A 19686-nucleotide genomic window follows, 5' to 3' on the forward strand; every position below is an offset into this window, starting at 1 on the left:
ATCTGTGGCTGAATCTGGCTGGCTCACCTCCTGCCACAGCCGTGAGAGCCCCCCGCTTTGCGGGATCAGGCTTTCATATGCGCTGGAAGTCTAATGGGTGCGTGGCAATTCGCGCCTTTCCTTTGTCGCCTTCCTCTGCCAAATGCTCCCTTCAAAGGTGCTAGCGGATACGGTGCCGCGGCGTCGGCTCTTTTCGTGGCGGGCGTTTCTGCTATTGTCCGCGCCAATTCGACCGGACCTGACCAGAAGCATGGCCATTTCAAATCCCGCGCCCGGCAACAATATTCCTGTAAGCCGGACGTTCGCCTTCGATTTTCCGCGTCGCCTGATCCGCCTGCTGGACTGGGCATCAGCGGGGCATGGGCGCGCCTGTATTTTCCTTGTCATTGTCGCGCTTGTGGCGTTTTTGCCGGGCCTTGCCTCGGTGCCGCCCATTGATCGTGATGAGGCGCGCTTTGCGCAGGCCACCAAGCAGATGCTGGAGAGTGGCAACTATGTGGATATTCGCTTCCATGATGTTGCCCGGCATAAAAAGCCTGTCGGCATTCACTGGTTGCAGGCCGGCACAGTTTCTCTGGGCGAGTCGCTGATTGGGCCGGATGCGCGTTATTCCATCGTTTTCTATCGTCTGCCTTCCTTTCTGGCTGCCATCGGTGTGGTGCTGCTGACCTATTGGACGGCGCTTGTCTTCATGGCGCGTCGCGGGGCAGTGCTGGCGGCCCTTCTGATTGGCTCCTGTGTGCTGCTGGGGGTGGAAGCACGCCTCGCGAAGACAGATGCGGTGCTCTTTTTTACGATCGTGGCCGCTTTCGGGGCTTTGGCGCGTGCTTATATGCGCCCGCGAGAACAGCAGGTGGGCGATTGGGGGCTGGCTGCCATTTTCTGGACAGCCCTGGCCGCCGGCATATTGGTGAAGGGGCCCATGGCGCCCCTGTTTGTGGGGCTGACTGTTGTCGCCTTGGCGATTCTTGAGCGTTCGGGCCGGTTTCTCAAGCCTTTGCGGCCCTTTCCAGGGGTTGTCTGGTGCCTGCTTTTAGTTCTGCCCTGGTTTGTGGCCATTTATTACGTCACCAATGGCGCCTTCTACCAACATGCCGTTGGCGTGGACATGCTGGGCAAGGTGACCGAGGGGCAGGAAGGGCACTGGGGGCCGCCGGGCACATATCTTCTGGCTGTGTGGGGCACCTACTGGCCGTCCATCGTTTTGGCCGTTCTGGCCGCCCCCTTTGTGTGGCGAGCCCGGCGCGAGAAAGATGTGCGTTTCTTGCTGGCCTGGCTGCTGCCATCCTGGATCGCTTTTGAACTCGCGGCGACAAAGCTGCCGCATTATGTCCTGCCGGTTTATCCCGCTCTTGCGTTGCTTACAGCGCTGGCGGTGGAGCGGGGCGCGTTGGCGAAAGCCGGTAGCCGGCTGGCGGGCTTTGTGTGGTTCTGGCCGGGTCTTGCGGGTGTTCTGGCCATTGCCGCCGGCGGTCTTTATGTCTGGCTTGGCAGCGCCTATAGCCTGCTCGCCTGTCTTCTGTTGCTTCTTGCTGTCGCCCTTTTGGTGATTGCGGCGCGTGCCTATAGCCGTGTTGGGCCCGAGGGGGCCTTGCTCACGGCGGTGTGTGGGGCACTGGTGCTTTACTTCACCGTCTATCAACTGATGCTGCCGCACATGCGCCCTGTCTGGGTTTCCAATCGGCTGGCGGAAATCGCGGCGGAAAGCGGCTGTCCGGCGGGGAATATCGTTTCTGTTCCGTATCAGGAACCCAGCCTTGTCTTCCTTGTTGGCACGGATATTCGATATGAAGATCCGGTCAAGGCGGCGGAACGGCTGAAGGGTGGGGGGTGTCACCTGGCCTTTATCGGCGAGCCGCTGGCAGAGCTGTTCGCCCTGCGCGCGAAGCAGATTGGCTTGAAATTCGAGAAGGTTACGGAAGTACATGGCTTCACTATCAATGGTGGCCGGCCGGTGACCATCATGGTTTATCGCTCGCAGGCCAGTGAGGTGCTGCCGGCTCAACCGCATATTGCCCCACCTGTGCAGCTTCAGGAGGAGAGGCAGTGAGCGAGAGCGTTCCGGCATGTGAGAACAATCGGGTTCGCACCGTTCTGCGCATCTTCGGGCATGAGGCGCGGCAGGTGGTGGCAGGGCTCTTTGATGGCTTGGGCTATTTGTCCCGACGCCGGGTGCGGCGGCCGCAACCCTGGATCGGTTTTCCGGCCGCCTGGGAGCTGCTGGCTTTTGTGGCTGTTGCGCTGGGGCTGATTGCCGGCAGCATGTTGCTGGTGGACCCGCTGGTGCATGGTTTGCGCCTTCACCTGCCGGAATGGGTTGTCATCCTTTCCGAACGTTTGACCGATGTGGGGCTTGGCACCGTGGTGTTGTGGCCGCTTGGGCTGGCCCTCATCTATGTGCTGGCCTTGCGCCCCCGGCTCGATTCACTGGGGCAGCGTGTGGCATCTGCTGTTTATGCACGGTTGGGTTTTCTGTTTCTGGCCATTGCTCCGGTTGGGCTGGGTGTGGCTGTTTTCAAGCATCTGCTAGGGCGGGCCCGGCCTTATATGGCGCTGCATCTGCCGGGGCCCAATTCTCAGTTGAGCTTTGAGGCATTGGGGTGGAATGCCAGTTTCGCCTCCTTCCCTTCCGGTCATTCCACGACTATTTTCGCCGCGGCTGTCGCGCTGGGAGCGTTGTTTCCCAAGGCGCGCTGGCCGCTGGTGGGGCTGGCTGTCGTGGTGGCCACCACTCGGGTGCTGCTGAACTCCCACTATCCCAGTGATGTTCTTGCAGGTGCCTTTGTCGCGACACTTTATGTGTTGTGGCTGGTCCGCTTTTTTGCGGCGCGCCGGGTGGTTTTCACCGTGGATGACAGCAGCCATGCCGTGCCCATGGCCGGGCCTTCCGCGCGCTGGCTGGGCCGTTTGCTGCCGGGTGTTGCCCGCAGTTCTCATATTCCTCCTGAAGAGGCGAAACCGTGACCTCTCCTGTTTCAAGCGCCGCGCCCCGGCTTTCTGTCGTTATTGCCGTGAAGGATGAAGAAGAGAATATTGCTCCTCTCATCGCGGAAATTGATGCGGCGCTGAGCTTTGAGCCATTCGAGCTGATCTTTGTTGACGATGGCTCATCGGATGGCACGCTTGCCGCCCTGCGCAAAGCTGCACAAACGCGTCCTTATCTGCGCATTCTGGTGCATGAAAAATCATGCGGAAAAACCGCCGGTATCGATACCGGAGCACAGGCCGCGCTGGGCGATCTGCTTTTGCTGCTGGATGGAGATGGCCAGAATAATCCGGCCTATCTGCCGGACATGGTGCGGGCCATGGATGAAGGCGGGCCGAAGGTTGGCTTGGTGCATGGCGAGCGGCAGGGCCGCAAGGATACGCGCTTCAAACGTTTCCAGTCTCGCTTGGCCAATGGCGTGCGCCGGGGCATGTTGAAGGATGGGACGAGAGACACCGGTTGCGGGCTTAAGGTGGTGCGGCGTGAGCTGCATCTGCGTCTGCCGGTGTTTGATGGCCTGCACCGCTTCATGGCGGCGCTGGTGGTGCGGGAAGGGTATGAGATCCGCACCGTGAAGGTGGTGGATCGGGAACGCTGGCATGGCGTTTCCAAATACGGTTTCTGGAACCGTTTGTGGGTGGGCATCGGAGATCTCATCGGCGTGTGGTGGCTGATCCGTCGCCGCAAGGTGCCGAAGGTGGTGGAGCGTAATTGATGCTCGTCGAACTTGCCCGCTCAGTGGGGGATTATCTGCATGAAGTTTTCATCATGCAGTTTGATGGGTGGATGATTCTGGGTTTTGTGGCCCAGTTCATGTTCACCATGCGTTTTGTCGTGCAGTGGATTGCCAGTGAACGGGCGCAGCGCTCCGTTATTCCCTTTGCGTTCTGGACCTTCTCCCTCGGGGGCGGCTCCTTGCTGCTGATCTATGCGATCTACCGGCGAGATCCGGTATTCATTGCGGGGCAGGCGCTGTCGACCTTCATCTATATCCGCAATCTGCAATTCGCCCTGCGCGAAAGGCGGGCCAAAAGGGCGGTGACCTGAGCGCCACAAGCTGACAGCACCGGGTGTGATTGCCGCGCGGTGCTGGCTTCAATAGAGGATGTGGTCAACAGGTTCCGGGGCTGCTGGCAGGTGGGTTTCGCCCAGCGCTTCCAGCAGGCCGATTTCAAGATTGGTCGCCAATGCCTGAATGGGCAGATCATTCGGCATGGTGCCGAAGGGTTCTTCCAGCTCGCTGGCCAGTCCATCCAGTCCGAAAAAGGTATAGGCTACAAGGGCCGTCGCCAACGGAGTGACCCAGCCGAGAATATCTGCAAAGCCGAACGGCAGCAAAAAGCAGAACATATAGGCGGTGCGGTGCAGCAATAGCGTGTAGCCAAAAGGCACAGGCGTTGTTTTCACGCGCTCGCAGGTAGTGAGCGCCTCTGCCAGCAGGGAGGGGCTCTCATCCAGAAGCTGAAGCTCAATATCGGAGATCAGCCCTTCATTGCGCAGGTCTGACAGTTCTGTTCCGATGGCGCGCAGCAGGAATTCAGGCTGGTTGCGACACAGGGTGAGGCCGGATTTCAGATCGGCGGGTACGCAGCGATTGACATGGACAGGTGAGGCAGAAGGGCGCAGATGCACCACAAGCACATGCCCGAAGGCAATCAGCAGTTTCACCACCCGCCGCCGGGCAGAAATGGCACGCGGACCTCGGGCCTCCAGAAACAGCGTACGCCGTCCCAGATTGCGCCCCGCCACATTGATGAGGCCCCAAGCTTTCCGGGCTTCCCACCAGCGCTCATAGCAAGCGCCGTTGGAGAAGCCGAGAAAGACGGAAAGCGCAATACCCAGCAAGGCGAAAGGCGCGCCTGAAAATGTAGGCACCAGGCCAGGGTGCCAACTGTGCGCCAGCACGATCACGGCAGACATCACCATGATCGTCATGACCTGAGGAAAGATCCGCCGCAGCACCGAGCTTTTGATAATGATGAACAGGTGCAGCAGATCAGGACGTTCGCGCAGGATCATGGTGGCTTTCCGCCTCTCGGGCTTCTGCTTTCTTCAGGCTGTGTCTTCAGCTTTGCGCGTGCATCCGCATGAAGGCGTTATCGAGATCGGCCTTCAGATCATCAAGATTTTCCATGCCGATATGCAGCCGCACGGCCGGGCCTTCCGGCGCCCATTGCGTGGCTGTGCGGTAGGTGCTGCAATCGAAGGGAATGGCGAGGCTCTCGAACCCGCCCCAGCTATAGCCCATGCCAAACAGGGTGAGGGAATCGAAAAAGGTTGCCAGCGCCTTCTCCGGCACCGGCTTGAGAATGATGGAGAACAGACCGCTCGCGCCGGTGAAATCGCGTTTCCAGATGGCGTGTCCGGGGTCGGACGGCAGGGCCGGATGAAGTACCCGCGAAACTTCCGGGCGGGTGAGCAGCCAGTTGGCCATGTCCAACCCGGCCTGCTGGTGATGCGCCAGCCGCACAGCCAGCGTGCGCAGCCCGCGTGAGCCTAGCGCAGCGTCATCCGGGGATACGGAAAAGCCAAGGGCGCGATAGGTGGCCTTCAGCTTCTTCAGGGCCGGGCCTATGGCGGAAACAGTGCCGAGCAGGGCGTCGGAGTGGCCGCAAATATATTTGGTGGCGGCCTGGATGGAGAGATCCACCCCAAAGGCATGGGGCTTGAAGAACAGGGGCGTGGCCCATGTGTTGTCGATCAGCGTGGTGATGCCACGGGCACGGGCAATGGCGGTGATGGACGGCACATCCTGCATCTCGAAACTCTGGGAGCCGGGGGCTTCCAGAAAGATGGCGCGGGTATTTTCGCGGATCAGCCCGGCAATGCCCTCGCCGATGAGCGGATCATAATAGGTGGTTTCCACCCCCATATCGGCCAGAAACGTGTCGCAGAAGGTGCGGGTGGGCATATAGACCGAATCGACCATCAGCAGATGATCTCCCGCCTTGAGGGCGGACAGCAGGGCGACCGTGACGGCCGAAAGCCCGGATGGCGTGAGCACAACGCCATCTCCGCCCTCCAGCACCTGAATGGCTGTTTCAAGATCATCCGTCGTGGGCGTGCCATGGCGGCCATAGCTGTAGCGGCCCCGGTGGTGGATGAGATCATCATAGCTGGGGTAAAGCACGGTCGAGCCACGCACCACCGGCGTATTCACAAAGCCATCAAAGCGCTTCGGATCGCGGCCCAGATGCACCACTTCGGTTTCCGGCCTCAAGGTGGTCTTGTGCTGTTCCCCTGCCATGCCGGTCTCCTGCTCTTCTGGACGGATGTGCTGTGGCGCTTCCCATCCCGCCTCGGGCATGAGAATGTTGGCCCACTGCTGGCGAAATAGCCCTCCTGCACGGCGGCGTCGAGCCCGGATAGGGCAAATGAGCCCCAGAAGGCGGATCTGCCCACGCATTCGCCTCGAAACCGGCTGTTTTTGAACCCAGAAGAAGCGCCAGACTATTCTGGCCCCAAGTTCTGGCCCCAAGTTTTGACACCAAATTTTGACACCAAGTTTTGACCCTATGAAGGAACCTTTCGTGAAACGTCTTCTTCTCGCTGCCGTTGGCAGCCTGTTTCTGGCGGCCGCCCCTGCAAGCGCGGCGCAGGCCAGTACGCTGGATGAGGTGAAGGCCCGCGGCGCACTGAATTGCGGCGTGACACAGGGGCTGCCCGGCTTTTCCTATACCAATGACAAAGGCGAATGGGCGGGGATGGATGTCGATTTCTGCCGCGCCATCGCCGCAGCCATTTTCGATGATCCCGCGAAGGTGAAATTCTCTCCTCTCTCTGCGAAGGATCGTTTCACCGCCCTTGCTGCCGGCGCGGTGGATGTGCTTTCGCGCAACACCACCTGGACCATGAGCCGGGATACGACGCTGGGCTTCAACTTCGCCGGTGTCTCCTATTATGACGGGCAGGGCTTCCTGGCGCGTAAATCCCTGGAGCTGAAGGGAGCGAAGGATCTGGAGGGCGCATCCATCTGCGTTCAGTCCGGCACGTCCAACGAGGTGAATGTGGCGGATTATTTCCGCGCCGAGGGCATGAGCTACAAGGAGGTGCGCCCCTTCGACACTTTCGACGCCGCCATTACCGCCTATGAGACCGGCCGTTGCGATGTGTTCTCGGCCGACAAGTCGCAACTTGCGGCCTTGCGGTTGAAGCTCACCAATCCGGCCCAGCATGTGCTGCTGCCGGAAACCATCTCCAAGGAGCCGCTGGGCCCGCTGGTGCGCCATGGGGATGATCGTTGGTTTGATCTGGTGAAGTGGACCTATTTCGCGCTGGTGAATGCGGAAGAGCTGGGCATCACTGCGCAGAATGTGGACGAGAAGCTCAAGTCGTCTGATCCGCGCGTGAAGCGCCTTCTGGGCACGGAAGGTAAATATGGCGAGGATATCGGCCTGACGGCGAATTGGGTGGTGCGTATGGTGCGCGCGGTGGGCAATTATGGCGAAATCTATGATCGCAATGTCGGCCCCGGCACACCGCTGGATATTGAGCGCGGCATCAACAATTTGTGGACGAAGGGCGGCCTGCATTACGGTATGCCTGTACGCTGAGGCGCATGACGAGGCTGCCTCTCGATTCTGATGAAGAAGGCCCCACGCTTCTGGCCGGGGCCTTCGCATTTTGGGGAAGGCATGCCGCAGGTGGATCGGGGAAGAGGGCCGGAGCCGTGCCATGTGGCCCTGCCGGGTAGGGCGCCGCTGAGGGGCAGGATGTCCGGCATGAGGCTGGGCGCGGGGCCGGGCGCGGGGCCGGGCGTGTCCTGGCTGGTGCAGGGGCTGCTGGCATTTGCCCTCATCTGGCTGGGCTGGTCTTTCTATGGCAATGCGCAGGCCAATCTCGCGCGGCTGGGCTCCGTCTCCGGTTTCGGCTTTCTGGATCAGCCGGCGGGCTTTTCTGTCAGTATGTCCCTCATCGGACAGACGGATGGGCTGAGCTATGGGCAGGTGTTCATCATCGGCCTGCTGAATACACTGCTGGTGGCTGTGTGTGCCGTTGTGCTGGCCACTCTGCTGGGTTTCACCATGGGAGTGGCGCGGCTTTCCGGGAATGTGGTGATCCGCGCACTGGCTTCGGCCTATGTGGAGGTGACGCGGAATCTGCCTCCGCTGTTTCAGATCCTGTTCTGGTATCTGGCCGTTCTGGCCACATTGCCCGGCCCGCGCCAGAGCTGGAGCTTTGGCCTCGCGACAGTGCTGAATACAGTGAGCCGGGGTTGCGAGGCTTTCGGGCTTGAGACCTTTGCCGCGCGGCTGGCCATGTGGGCCGGAGAGAGCGGGACACCAGGGATTTTCCTGAATAATCGCGGATTGATCGTGCCGCGACCTCTTCCGGGCGAGGGGGCTGGCGCTATTTTGCTGGCGCTTTTTCTTGCCATCGCGCTGGGCCTGTTGCTGTGGTTCCGGTCGCGACAGCGCAGGGAAAGGACCGGGCAGGGCTTTCTCGTCTGGCCCCTGATCCTGGCGCTGATTATTGGCCTGCCATGGCTGGTGGCGGGTCTCACCGGTTTTTCAATAGAACTGGAAAAGCCGGTGCTGAGGGGTTTCAATTTTTCCGGCGGTCTTACACTCATGCCGGAATTCATGGCGCTGTTGCTGGCCCTGTCCATCTATACGGCCGGCTATATTGCCGAGATTGTGCGTGCGGGCATTCTTTCCGTGCCGAAGGGGCAGGTGGAGGCGGCGCGGGCGCTCGGACTTTCCGGCGGCAAAATCCTGCGCAAGGTGGTGCTGCCCCAAGCCATGAGGGTCATCGTGCCGCCCCTCACCAGCCAGTATGTGAACATTGCGAAGAATTCCACGCTGGGCGTGGCCATAGGCTACCCCGATCTACTCGGATTGTTCGGTGGCACGGTGCTGGAGCGCACGGGTCTGGCAATCGAGATCATTTCCATGATCATGGCGGTCTATCTCGCCATCTCGCTGTTCACGGCCCTGCTGATGAATCTTTATGCCCGGCGCATCGCGCTGGTGGAGCGTTAGGCCATGGGCGCGCAACGTGAACAGGGGGCCAAAGCCGGGGCCTATGTGGCTGATGCTCTCATTGCTGCCCGCCAGCCGCCCGCCGGCGAAGGTGGTGCGCTGCATTGGGTGCGGAGCAATCTGCTGGGCAACTGGCGGCAAATGGCGTTGACCCTTTTTGGCCTGTGGCTGCTTTATGTCATTGTGCCGCCGCTGGTGTCCTTCTTTCTGCTGGATGCGGTGTGGCAGGGCGATAATCGTGAAGCCTGCCTGCCATTGGAGGAAGGGCAGGCCGTGGGAGCTTGCTGGCCTTTCATTCAGGCCAAGTTCAACCAGTTGATCTATGGCTTCTATCCGGCGCAGGAGCGCTGGCGGGTAAATCTGGCTTATGGGCTGGGGGCGGCGCTGCTGTTGCCCTTGCTGGTGATTTCCCTACCGGGCAAGCGGCTGAATGCTGCGTTGTTCTTCGGGGCTTTTCCCATTGTGGCTTTCGTCCTGCTCACGGGCGGACATCTCGGACTTTCAGCATTTTTGCCATTTCTGCCGGCGGCTCTGGGCTTCTGGGGGCAGACTGCGGTGGTGGCTGTGACCCTGCTGGGTGCAGTTGCCTTGTGGAGCCTGTGGCGGGTCGGGCCATCCGCACTCCTGCGCAATCTGAAGCGCGTGGGGATGATGCTGGTGGTTGCGGGCCTTGTTCTGGCTGCGGTGGATATGGATTTCGGGCTGGCCCCGGTAGAAACGCGCCTGTGGGGCGGGCTGCTGGTGACACTGGTCATCACCCTGACGGGCATCACCGTTTCCTTGCCTTTTGGCATAGCATTGGCGCTGGGGCGGCGCTCGCGCCTGCCGCTGGTGCGGATCTGCACCGTGGCTTTCATCGAGTTCTGGCGTGGTGTGCCGGTTATCACTGTGCTGTTCTTCGCCATTTATATGCTGCCGCTTTTCCTGCCGGGAAACATGAATATCGACGCCCTTCTGAAAGCTCTTGTGGGCGTGGCGTTGTTTGCCTCGGCCTATATGGCGGAGGTGGTGCGGGGCGGGCTCGAGGCGGTGCCGAAGGGCCAGTTTGAAGGTGCGGAAGCGCTGGGGCTGAAGCGCACTCTGGCCTTGCGTCTGGTGGTGCTGCCACAGGCGTTGCGGGTCGCCATTCCGGGGATCACCAACACCTTTATCGGCCTGTTCAAAGATACGACGCTGGTGCTGATCGTGGCGATCTTCGATCTGCTGGGAGCGTTGCGTGCCGCCTTTACGGATCCGAACTGGGCCACGCCCTCCACATTGCTGACCGGCTTCGGCTTTGCCGGGCTCATTTATTTTGCCTTTTCCTTCGGCATGTCGCGCTATGCGCAGGCGCTGGAGCGACATCTGAACCGGGAGATGCGCGCGTGACCAACCTTTCCGAAAGCCATCCGGCCATGGATGTGGCCCCTGCGCTGGCCGTGGAGATGGTGGATGTGAACAAGTGGTTCGGCAGCTTCCATGTGCTGCGCGACGTGAATCTGGCTGTGCGCCGGGGGGAGCGCATCGTCATTTGCGGGCCATCCGGCTCTGGAAAATCCACGCTTATTCGCTGCATCAACCGGCTGGAGGCGCACCAGTCCGGCCGTATTATCGTGGATGGCGTGGAACTGACGGATGACATGCGCCAGATCGAGAAGGTGCGTAGTGAAGTGGGCATGTGCTTTCAGCACTTCAACCTGTTTCCCCACCTCACCATTCTGGAGAACTGCACCCTTGCGCCCATCTGGGTGCGTCAGATGCCGAAGCGCGCAGCTGAAGAACTGGCCATGCACTTTCTCACCAAGGTGCGCATTCCCGATCAGGCGCACAAATATCCCGGCCAGCTTTCCGGTGGCCAGCAGCAGCGGGTGGCCATTGCCCGTGCCCTGTGCATGCGCCCGCGCATCATGCTGTTTGATGAGCCGACATCGGCGCTGGACCCGGAAATGGTGAAGGAAGTACTGGAAACCATGGTGGAGCTGGCCGCAGATGGCATGACCATGCTGTGCGTGACCCACGAAATGGGATTCGCCCGGCAGGTGGCGGACAGGGTGATCTTCATGGATGAAGGGCAGATTGTGGAGATGAATGCGCCGGAGCCCTTTTTCTCCCGGCCGCAACATGAACGCACAAAGGCTTTTCTGAGCCAGATTCTGCACTGATCCGGCGGAGAACCCGCCCGGCAGATGTTGCCGGGCGGGCATGTTTTCTCTTCCGGCCTCTCAGGCTGGCAGATTGTCGATCAGGCGCGTGGTGCCCAGCCATGCGGCGGCCAGCAGGCGCATCGGCTCTCCCGGCTGCTTTAGCGGGGCAAGGGTTTCGGCATTGCGCGCCACCACATAATCGACTTCCAGCCCGCGGGTGGAAATGGTCTGGCGCGCGCGCAGAATGGCTTCCTCCGGGTTGGCTCCGGCGCGGATGGCTGTCGCGGCCCGGCTCAGCGCCTCATGGATGATGGGCGCAATGGCGCGCTCCTGTGGGGTGAGGTAGGCATTGCGCGAGGAGAGGGCGAGCCCATCCGTTTCTCGCAGAGTGGGCGCAGGAATGATGGCGATGGGCAGATCCAGATCGCGCACCATGCGGGTCACGACCTTGAGCTGCTGATAATCCTTCTCGCCGAAAATGGCGCAATCCGGCATGCACTGAATAAACAGCTTGCCCACCACAGTGGCCACGCCGGTGAAGAAGTGCGGGCGGAAATCGCTTTCCAGCCCGGCCGATGGGCCTTCAACCGTGATGCGCGTGGTGGCGTGCCCATCCGGATACATTTCCGAAACGGAGGGGGCATAGACCACATCTACATTCAGGCTTGAGAGCTTCTCCACATCTGCATCCAGCGTGCGGGGATAGCGGTCGAAATCCTCATTGGGGCCGAACTGGGCCGGGTTCACGAAGATGGAAACTACAGTGCGATCAGCGGCTTCCCGAGCTTTCCGCACCAGAGATTCATGGCCCTGATGAAGAGCGCCCATGGTTGGCACCAGCGCTACGCGCTCCCCTGTCGCCCGGAAGGCGCGAACCTGCGCCCTCAGATCCTTTACCGTGTGGACCACCAGTGGCTTGTTCGCCATTGTATTGCGCCTTTCATCCGCGCTCTTCTGTACCGCGCCGGCTGCGCGTTCCCTTTAGAAACTAGAACGAGGCGCGGCCGGAGGAAAGAAATTGCATGCGACTGCACAGCAGTTGCTTTCCATATGCCTAAAATGCGATGCCCGGCTTTGGGGGCGTGGTTTCATCCGCATTCCGACGTTACCCGTGTGCAGATCTCGTTGCAGGCTTGGCGCACACCCCTTGGTTCGCCTCGTCGTGGCGCTTATGTGTGAAGCAGGCCGGTGCGGCAGGGGGCGCTTATGGTGACATCAGACAAGGACAAGAGCGCTTTTTCGCCTGCGCGTCAGGAGATGAAGGGCAGGGGACAGGGAGCAGGTGGCGGAGAGGTGTCGTCCCGCTCATCCACTTCCACGCCAGTTTCCAGCGCCGAGGATGTCGCCCGTTTCCTGCAAGCCGCTAAAGCCGCGCCGCCCGCGCGCCCTGCTACGGGGCGGGGGCGGCTGGCCTTCGCGCTGGATGCAACCGGATCACGCCAGCCGACTTGGACGCTCGCCTGTGACATTCAGGCCGATATGTTCGCCGCTGCGGAAACTTATGGCGGGCTGGACATGCAGATTGTCTATTATCGCGGCATGAATGAGTGCCGCGCCTCGCCTTTCGTTTCCGATGCCGCCACGCTCAAGCGCCTCATGAGCAAGATCAGTTGCATGGGGGGCCTTACGCAAATTCATCGTGTGCTTGGGCATCTGGAAAAGGAGGCGGAGCGTTCCGGCCTCAGGGCCGCTGTCTTTGTGGGGGACGCGCTGGAAGAAAACCCGGATGCCCTGCATGCTGCGGCCGGTCAACTGGCCTTGCGCGGCGTAAAGCTCTTCATGTTTCAGGAAGGGCAGGACTGGCAGGTGGAGCAGACCTTCCGGGCGCTGGCGCAAATTACCGGCGGGGCCTATTGCCGTTTCGACTCTCGCGCCGGGGCCCAGTTGCGGGCATTGTTGGCCGCCGTTGCGGCCTATGCCGCTGGTGGGCGCGCGGCGCTGGAAAACCGGCGTGATGAAGGCGCCCGCAAACTGCTTGCTGCACTCAAGCCCTGAAAGGAAGATTCGTGGCCGCCCTTCTTGCCGGCGTACTTTTGTTGCTCATCGGCCTTTATGGTCTCACCATATGGACCCGTACGGACCCGAAGGTGCTCATACGTACAGCCGCGCGCACCTTTGCCGTTCTGGCCCTGATAGGGGCCGCTGGAGCTTTGGTACTGGGGCGCATTTCCCTGGCCATCCCTCTGGGTATGGTCGCCTTCGGGCTGCTGGGGCGCTATGGGCCTGCAAGTTTGCGCGGCATGCTGGGTGGGGCCGGAGGCGGGGGAAGGGCCCCGCGCAGATCTCAGGTCAGCACTCCTTTGCTGGAGATGGAGCTGGATCATGCCTCTGGCGCGATGCGCGGTCGTGTCTTGAGCGGGCCTTATGCCGGGCAGGAGCTGGATGCTCTGGCCGTGATGGATCTGCTGGCACTGCGCGCCATGTGCGATGCGCAGTCTCTCGCCTTACTCGAAGCTTATCTCGACCGCCGGGCGCCCGCCTGGCGTGAACACGCGCAGGGCGATGCGGGTGGGGGGGATATGGGCCGCCCGCCCGCCGGCAGTAGCGCGATGACGGAGCAGGAGGCCTATGAGGCTCTTGGGCTTGAACCGGGAGCCGATGCGGCCCGGATTCGCGAAGCCCATAGAAGGCTGATGAAGAAGGTCCACCCCGATCATGGCGGCTCCACTGCCGATGCGGCGCGGATCAATCAGGCCAAGGATGTGCTGTTGCGCAAACATGTCTGAATTCTCCCGCCTCGTCTCAATTCTTGAGAGTCATGCAGGCAAAGGCGTTACGCTTGAGTAAACGGCACGCAGCCTGTGCGCTCTTCTTGTCGAGGCCGGCAAAACGGGCCCGGTAAAGCGCGGTGGAACCACGGGTCACCTTCTCGGTGTAGGGGTCTGCATTGCCAAGCAGGGAGCGGGCCTTGGTCTGGGCCAGATCCAGGCGGGCGCGGGCCTGGCTCTCCGCATCGAATGCGCCGATCTGGATGCTCCAGCCACTGTCAGCCGAAGCCGGGCGCCGGGAGGTGGCTGCCGGGGCAGGCGCGGGGGCAGGAGCAAGAGCGGGGGCAGGAGCCAAAGATGCCGTGCGTGTCTGGGGCGGTGCAGCGCGCACCGGATGGCTCGGGCTGGGTGTGTTGGAAACAAAGCGGGAGGAATCTTTCACCGCCTGGCGCGCATCAAAGCCATTATCATTATCCGGTGCCATCATGGCCTCTCCCGAGGGGGAGAGAAAGCCCAGCAGGCCGGCAGGGGCAGAAGGCGGCGCAGATGCAAAGCGAACGGGTTCCGGCTCGGGCTGGGCCTGAGTCTCCGGCCGGGGGCGGGGCAGGGAAGCCGTGCGGACCGGCATGGGCTGGATGGGAGCGGTTGAACCGGCGCGGATCGTGCCGGTGGAGCCGGTGACTTCAGGCGCGGGCTCAACCAGAACCACATATTCAGGCCGGGGCAGTGGCGCGACATTATGCTCCACAATTTCCTCGCGCTCCACGGGGTCCGGCAGGGGGGCAGAGGCCAGGGCAAGGGCCAAGCCGTTTTCAGTAACACGCGGTGCGGTGCGGCGGCCGGCATAGGCGCGGGGCAGGTATTGGGAGATCAGCTCTGCCATGCGGGCATCACGCGAGCGGCCTGTGCGCCCGCCGAGCACAACGCCGACCATGTAGCGGCCATCACGCTTGATCGAGGTCAGCAGATTGAAACCCGAAGCACGCGTATAACCTGTCTTGATGCCATCCACGCCTTCCACACGTCCCAGCAGGCGGTTGTGGTTACCGATTCGCTTGCCCTTGTAATAGAAGGAACGGGTGGCGAAATAGCTGTACTGCTTGGGGAAGCGATCCTGAATGGCGCGCCCGAGAATGGAGATGTCGCGCGCGGTGGTGACCTGCTCCTTGTTGGGCAGGCCATTGGCGTTGCGGTACACCGTGTGCTTCATGCCTAGTGCGCGGGCCTTGCGCGTCATCATGCGCGCGAAATTTTCCTCAGATCCACCAATGGCTTCAGCGATGACAACCGCGACATCATTGGCGGAACGGGTGACAAGAGAGCGAATGGCGTCTTCCACCTGGATGGTGGAGCCTGCACGCACCCCCAGCTTGGATGGCGGCTGCCGGGCAGCATATGCCGAAACGGGCAAGCGGCTCTTGGTAGAGAAGCGCCCGGCCTCCATCTGCTCAAACAGCAGATAGAGCGTCATCACTTTGGTGATGGAGGCAGGGTGCCGCAGGGAATCAGCATATTTGCTATGAAGCACACGGCCGGTGTTGGCATCCACCATGATGGCGGCATAACCGGATTTCCAACCGCTGGACTTCGCTTCCGCCGTGGCAACCAGGGTCAGGCTGATAAACAAGGCCAGCCCCAGGGCTTTGGTCAGGAGCGAAAGGCTCGTGGAAACTGAACGCATGGACATGCCCCGTGTGCTTGGTCACCTATGTTCAGGAAATGAACCACAGCCCAAAGACCCGCCTGTTCGGGACAGGGCGAGGCGGGGCGGAAGTTCCAGATGTGACCGGAACTGAGCGTAGGAAAGCGGAGTTACCAAGGCGTAAACTTGGATTCTGAAAAATTGTGCACCGCACAAAAGTGCTTGACTCTTATGTTGCAGTGCATATGCTGCATTTCTGGATGGAGCTAAAGCTCTTCCATCGGAATTTTGGCAGAGCCGGCAAAGTGCCCACTGGGTCAGCCGGGGCAGGATGATAAGAGGGTTCCCATGGTGCAGACCGCTGAAGACTTCCAGAAAATCGGCAAGGACAATATGGAAAACGCGATGAAGAGCTTCGGCGTTCTGTCGAAGAACGCTCAGGCCATCGCTGTTGAACTGGCTGATTACACCAAGACCTCTTTCGAGCAGGGCACGGCCGCTCTCGAGAAGCTGCTGGGCGCGAAGAGCGTTGACCAGGCCATCGAGATTCAGCAGGCCTATCTGAAGTCCTCTTACGAGGGTGCGGTGGCCCAGGCGACCAAGATGGGTGAGCTCTACACCGAGCTCGCGAAGGAAGCTTACAAGCCCTTCGAAGGCGCGTTCAACAAGTTTCAGGGTTGATTTGCCGGCTTTGGAGTGGGCGCCGCGCCTGCTCCTGTCCGAGACTGTGCCAGATCTGCCCCTGATGGACAGTTGAAAAAACTGGAAAGCCCGGCTCGCAAGGCCGGGCTTTCTGTATATATGCGCCGCAAGATATGATTGGGCTGGAAATTCGCTCGCTGATGTGCAAGGGAAGTGCCAAGTTCAGCGCAGGCCTTTACGGCCCTTCTGCCAGCCCCGCGCTTGGGCAGGATCATTCCCCAGCGTGTGGTGTGTGCTGACGTTACGCCTTTCAGGGCTGAACAGGGCGGGCCAGGGCGCAATCAACATGAAGCAAACCGAATATTCCCGAATGTTTCCGGTGATAATGGCCGGTGATGATGAGTTTCATCATGATGGCGAGGGCGATGACACCGCTGTCATCACGAGGACGCGTCCGCAGCTGAAACGCCCGAACCTGTATCGCGTGCTGCTGCTGAATGATGATTACACGCCTATGGAATTTGTGGTGCTCGTGTTGCAGCGCTTCTTCAACAAGACGGATGATGAGGCGCACCGCATCATGCTGCATGTGCACCATCAAGGCGTGGGTGAGTGCGGGATCTATACCTATGAGGTCGCCGAGACGAAGGTGACGCAGGTGATGGATTTTGCGCGCAAGCATCAACATCCGCTGCAATGCGTGATGGAAAAGAAATGAGCCGGCTGAACTGATTTGTGGCCATGGGGCCCTGCCGGGGCGGCCCTCAACGGTGCCGGCATTTCTTGTTAGGACACACCTCATTCCCAGTGTTGCACTTTTTTTGATCGCGCTCAAAAAATGGTGTTTTATTTTTTAATTCATTGATAAATATTCAAAAAAACATTTAATAGCCTTATTCGGAAGCTCTTCTGTCCATTCTGGAATGGCTTCACATCGTCTTGAGGGGCTTGCTTCCCCAGGCGTCCGGTACGAAGTTTATATGAAAGGCGCACATGCCCTGCCGCGCCGGCGGCGCCTCCGCAGGGCTGGGTTCGGTGCGCGAAAGAGGTGCCGATGCCAACTTTCTCTCGCAGCCTGGAACAGTCTCTGCATCGCGCATTGGGCCTCGCCAATGAGCGCCATCACGAATATGCAACCCTTGAGCATTTGCTGCTCGCCCTGATCGAGGATCAGGATGCGGCCGCTGTCATGCGCGCCTGCAATGTTGATTTGGATAAGCTCCGCCAGAATCTGGCCGAATATATTTCTACAGAGCTGGAAAATCTGGTCAGCAGTGGTGATGAAGAGGCCAAGCCCACCGCTGGCTTTCAGCGTGTGATTCAGCGTGCTGTCATTCATGTGCAGTCTTCCGGGCGGGAGGAGGTGACTGGCGCAAATGTGCTGGTGGCCATTTTTGCCGAGCGGGAAAGCCACGCAGCCTATTTTCTGCAAGAGCAGGATATGACCCGCTATGATGCGGTGAATTATATTTCTCATGGCATCGCCAAGCGCTCCGGCATGTCTGAAAACCGGCCCGTGCGTGGGGCGGAAGACGAGGTGGAGACGCGTAGCCCCGCCGGAGAAAAGCAGAAGAAAGCCAGTGCGATTGATGCCTATTGCATCAATCTCAACAAGAAGGCGCAGGAAGGCAAAATTGATCCGCTGATCGGTCGCGACAAGGAACTTCAGCGGACAATTCAGGTGCTGTGCCGCAGGCAGAAGAATAATCCGCTGTTTGTGGGAGACCCTGGCGTTGGCAAAACGGCCATTGCCGAAGGGCTGGCCAAGCGCATTGTTGAAGGTTCCGTGCCCGCTGTGTTGGGGGATGCGACGGTCTATGCGCTGGATATGGGCGCGCTTCTGGCCGGAACCCGCTACCGCGGCGATTTCGAGGAGCGCCTCAAGCAGGTGGTCAAGGAGATCGAAGAGCAGCCCCACGCCATCATGTTCATTGATGAGATCCATACGGTGATCGGCGCGGGGGCGACCTCCGGTGGTGCGATGGATGCCTCAAACCTGCTCAAGCCGGCTCTGGCGTCAGGCTCCCTGCGCTGCATGGGGTCCACGACCTATAAGGAATACCGCCAGCATTTCGAGAAGGATCGCGCCCTTGTGCGGCGTTTCCAGAAAATTGATGTGGCCGAGCCCAGCGTGGCTGACGCCATTGAAATTCTGAAGGGCCTCAAGCCGTATTTCGAGGCTTATCACAAGCTGCGTTACTCCAACGAGGCCATCAAGGCTGCGGTGGAGCTTTCTGCCCGCTATATTCATGATCGCAAGTTGCCCGACAAGGCAATTGATGTGATTGATGAAAGCGGTGCGGCGCAAATGCTGCTGCCCGAGAACAAACGCAAGAAGACTGTGGGCCTGAAGGAGATTGAGGCTACCGTTGCCACAATGGCGCGTATTCCGCCCAAGTCCGTTTCCAAGGATGATGCGGAAGTGCTGGCCAATCTGCAAACCACCCTCAAGCGCGTGGTGTTTGGGCAGGATAAGGCCATTGAGGCGCTGACAGCGGCTATCAAGCTGGCGCGCGCCGGCCTGCGGGAGCCGGAAAAGCCGATTGGCTCCTATCTGTTTTCCGGCCCCACCGGCGTTGGCAAGACAGAGGTGGCCAAGCAGTTGGCTTCGGCGCTAGGGGTACCGCTGCTGCGTTTTGATATGTCTGAATACATGGAGCGGCACACTGTCAGCCGGCTCATCGGCGCGCCTCCCGGCTATGTCGGCTTCGATCAGGGGGGCTTGCTGACGGACGGGGTGGATCAGAACCCTCATTGCGTGCTGCTGCTGGATGAAATCGAGAAGGCTCACCCGGATCTGTTCAACATTCTGTTGCAGGTGATGGACCACGGAAAGCTGACAGATAACAACGGTAAGCAGATTGATTTTCGCAATGTCATCCTCATCATGACCACGAATGCGGGAGCTGCGGATCTTTCAAAACCGGCTTATGGCTTCACCCGCTCCCGCCGGGAGGGGGATGATATGGAGGCTATCAACCGGACCTTCTCGCCCGAATTCCGTAACCGGCTGGATGCCACTATCGCTTTTGGCCATCTTTCCACGGATGTCATCCGCCATGTGGTGGAGAAATTCGTGCTGCAACTGGAGGCCCAGCTGGCTGACAGGCAGGTGACGATTGAGCTGACGGAAGCGGCCACCAACTGGCTGGTGGAGCGTGGCTATGATGAGCAGATGGGCGCGCGGCCCATGGGGCGCATTATTCAGGAAAACATCAAGACACCGCTGGCGGATATGGTTCTGTTCGGCGCGCTGAAGCGTGGCGGCCATGTGCGGGTGGTGGTGGAAGGCGAGGGAGCGGAATCGCGCCTAGGCTTTGAGTTCCCTGAAGAAACTGTCGATCCCACGCCTGAGCAGGAGGGCAAATCTGCCCCGCGCCGTAAGGGCTCTGCGAAGGGGGCTGGTGGGGGCAGCAAGACCGCCCCATCTGCCCGGAGCCCTGATGAGATGGCGCCAAATGGCGATGGTGGGTCAGCGCCCACCGGAGGGGAGATCAGGGGGGCTCGCACGGGCAGCCCAGTGCCGAAAGTGCCTCTCGCAAAGGTGTGAGCAGGGTTCTTCTGAAAATGAATGATGAGGGCGGCCTAAAGGGCCGCCCTTCGC

The 19686-nt window shown here is 60.5% G+C and carries 17 protein-coding genes; 13 read left to right on the forward strand and 4 right to left on the reverse strand.

What is annotated here, in order from left to right; genetic code table 11:
• Nucleotides 1-250: 250 nt before the first annotated feature.
• The 4 genes from ACT6QH_RS03520 to ACT6QH_RS03535 are packed head-to-tail and all read left to right on the forward strand — an operon-like array spanning nt 251 to nt 4033.
• The gene (locus ACT6QH_RS03520; RefSeq protein ID WP_444973435.1) at nt 251-2050 is read left to right on the forward strand and encodes an ArnT family glycosyltransferase; all 1800 of its coding nucleotides are present in this window, start codon (nt 251-253) and stop codon (nt 2048-2050) included.
• The gene (locus tag ACT6QH_RS03525) at nt 2047-2964 is read left to right on the forward strand and encodes a phosphatase PAP2 family protein (protein WP_444973436.1); all 918 of its coding nucleotides are present in this window, start codon (nt 2047-2049) and stop codon (nt 2962-2964) included. Before ACT6QH_RS03520 ends, ACT6QH_RS03525 begins: the two co-directional genes overlap by 4 nt.
• The gene (locus tag ACT6QH_RS03530; RefSeq protein WP_444973437.1) at nt 2961-3701 is read left to right on the forward strand and encodes a glycosyltransferase; all 741 of its coding nucleotides are present in this window, start codon (nt 2961-2963) and stop codon (nt 3699-3701) included. Before ACT6QH_RS03525 ends, ACT6QH_RS03530 begins: the two co-directional genes overlap by 4 nt.
• Nucleotides 3701-4033 (forward strand): lipid-A-disaccharide synthase N-terminal domain-containing protein, encoded by a 333-nt coding sequence (locus ACT6QH_RS03535; protein ID WP_444973438.1) that lies wholly within the window; start codon nt 3701-3703, stop codon nt 4031-4033. Before ACT6QH_RS03530 ends, ACT6QH_RS03535 begins: the two co-directional genes overlap by 1 nt.
• A gap of 48 nt (nt 4034-4081) precedes the next feature.
• Here the strand turns inward: ACT6QH_RS03535 and ACT6QH_RS03540 are convergent, their stop codons facing one another.
• Both ACT6QH_RS03540 and metC read right to left on the reverse strand, forming a co-directional pair.
• Nucleotides 4082-5005, reverse strand: a complete 924-nt coding sequence (locus ACT6QH_RS03540; protein WP_444973439.1) for a bestrophin family protein — start codon at nt 5003-5005, stop codon at nt 4082-4084.
• A 46-nt stretch (nt 5006-5051) separates the two neighbouring features.
• Complete coding sequence (gene metC, locus ACT6QH_RS03545; RefSeq protein WP_444973440.1) at nt 5052-6233, reverse strand: cystathionine beta-lyase; 1182 nt, start codon at nt 6231-6233, stop codon at nt 5052-5054.
• 283 nt (nt 6234-6516) lie between these two features.
• Between metC and ACT6QH_RS03550 the strand changes: the two genes are divergently transcribed.
• From ACT6QH_RS03550 to ACT6QH_RS03565, 4 genes are all read left to right on the forward strand, one after another.
• Nucleotides 6517-7539 (forward strand): amino acid ABC transporter substrate-binding protein, encoded by a 1023-nt coding sequence (locus ACT6QH_RS03550; RefSeq protein ID WP_444973441.1) that lies wholly within the window; start codon nt 6517-6519, stop codon nt 7537-7539.
• Nucleotides 7540-7698: 159 nt separating this feature from the next.
• Entirely contained in the window at nt 7699-8967 is a 1269-nt protein-coding gene (locus ACT6QH_RS03555) for an amino acid ABC transporter permease (RefSeq protein ID WP_444973442.1), read from the forward strand.
• 3 nt (nt 8968-8970) lie between these two features.
• Nucleotides 8971-10335 (forward strand): amino acid ABC transporter permease, encoded by a 1365-nt coding sequence (locus tag ACT6QH_RS03560; protein WP_444973443.1) that lies wholly within the window; start codon nt 8971-8973, stop codon nt 10333-10335.
• Nucleotides 10336-10361: 26 nt separating this feature from the next.
• A complete protein-coding gene (locus ACT6QH_RS03565) occupies nt 10362-11108 on the forward strand; it encodes an amino acid ABC transporter ATP-binding protein (protein WP_444973528.1) in 747 nt (248 codons plus the stop codon).
• A 60-nt stretch (nt 11109-11168) separates the two neighbouring features.
• On the opposite strand, the gene panC is transcribed toward ACT6QH_RS03565, so the two are convergent.
• Entirely contained in the window at nt 11169-12017 is an 849-nt protein-coding gene (gene panC, locus ACT6QH_RS03570; RefSeq protein ID WP_444973444.1) for a pantoate--beta-alanine ligase, read from the reverse strand.
• 330 nt (nt 12018-12347) lie between these two features.
• On the opposite strand from panC, the gene ACT6QH_RS03575 reads away from it, so the two are divergent.
• Nucleotides 12348-13085, forward strand: a complete 738-nt coding sequence (locus ACT6QH_RS03575) for a VWA domain-containing protein (RefSeq protein ID WP_444973529.1) — start codon at nt 12348-12350, stop codon at nt 13083-13085.
• An 11-nt stretch (nt 13086-13096) separates the two neighbouring features.
• Complete coding sequence (locus ACT6QH_RS03580) at nt 13097-13816, forward strand: DnaJ domain-containing protein (protein ID WP_444973445.1); 720 nt, start codon at nt 13097-13099, stop codon at nt 13814-13816.
• A gap of 16 nt (nt 13817-13832) precedes the next feature.
• Here ACT6QH_RS03580 and ACT6QH_RS03585 read toward each other — a convergent pair whose 3' ends face one another.
• Entirely contained in the window at nt 13833-15479 is a 1647-nt protein-coding gene (locus ACT6QH_RS03585) for a D-alanyl-D-alanine carboxypeptidase (RefSeq protein WP_444973530.1), read from the reverse strand.
• 309 nt (nt 15480-15788) lie between these two features.
• On the opposite strand from ACT6QH_RS03585, the gene ACT6QH_RS03590 reads away from it, so the two are divergent.
• The 3 genes from ACT6QH_RS03590 (at nt 15789) to clpA (ending at nt 19632) form a co-directional block, all read left to right on the forward strand.
• The gene (locus ACT6QH_RS03590; protein WP_444973446.1) at nt 15789-16121 is read left to right on the forward strand and encodes a phasin family protein; all 333 of its coding nucleotides are present in this window, start codon (nt 15789-15791) and stop codon (nt 16119-16121) included.
• Between the two features lie 331 nt (nt 16122-16452).
• On the forward strand, nt 16453-16800 hold the full coding sequence (clpS, locus tag ACT6QH_RS03595) for an ATP-dependent Clp protease adapter ClpS (protein ID WP_444973531.1): 348 nt from the start codon (nt 16453-16455) through the stop codon (nt 16798-16800).
• Nucleotides 16801-17136: 336 nt separating this feature from the next.
• The gene (gene clpA, locus ACT6QH_RS03600) at nt 17137-19632 is read left to right on the forward strand and encodes an ATP-dependent Clp protease ATP-binding subunit ClpA (protein WP_444973447.1); all 2496 of its coding nucleotides are present in this window, start codon (nt 17137-17139) and stop codon (nt 19630-19632) included.
• The last annotated feature ends 54 nt before the right edge of the window (nt 19633-19686 follow it).

It is taken from the genome of Haloleucobacter albus (assembly GCF_052492075.1).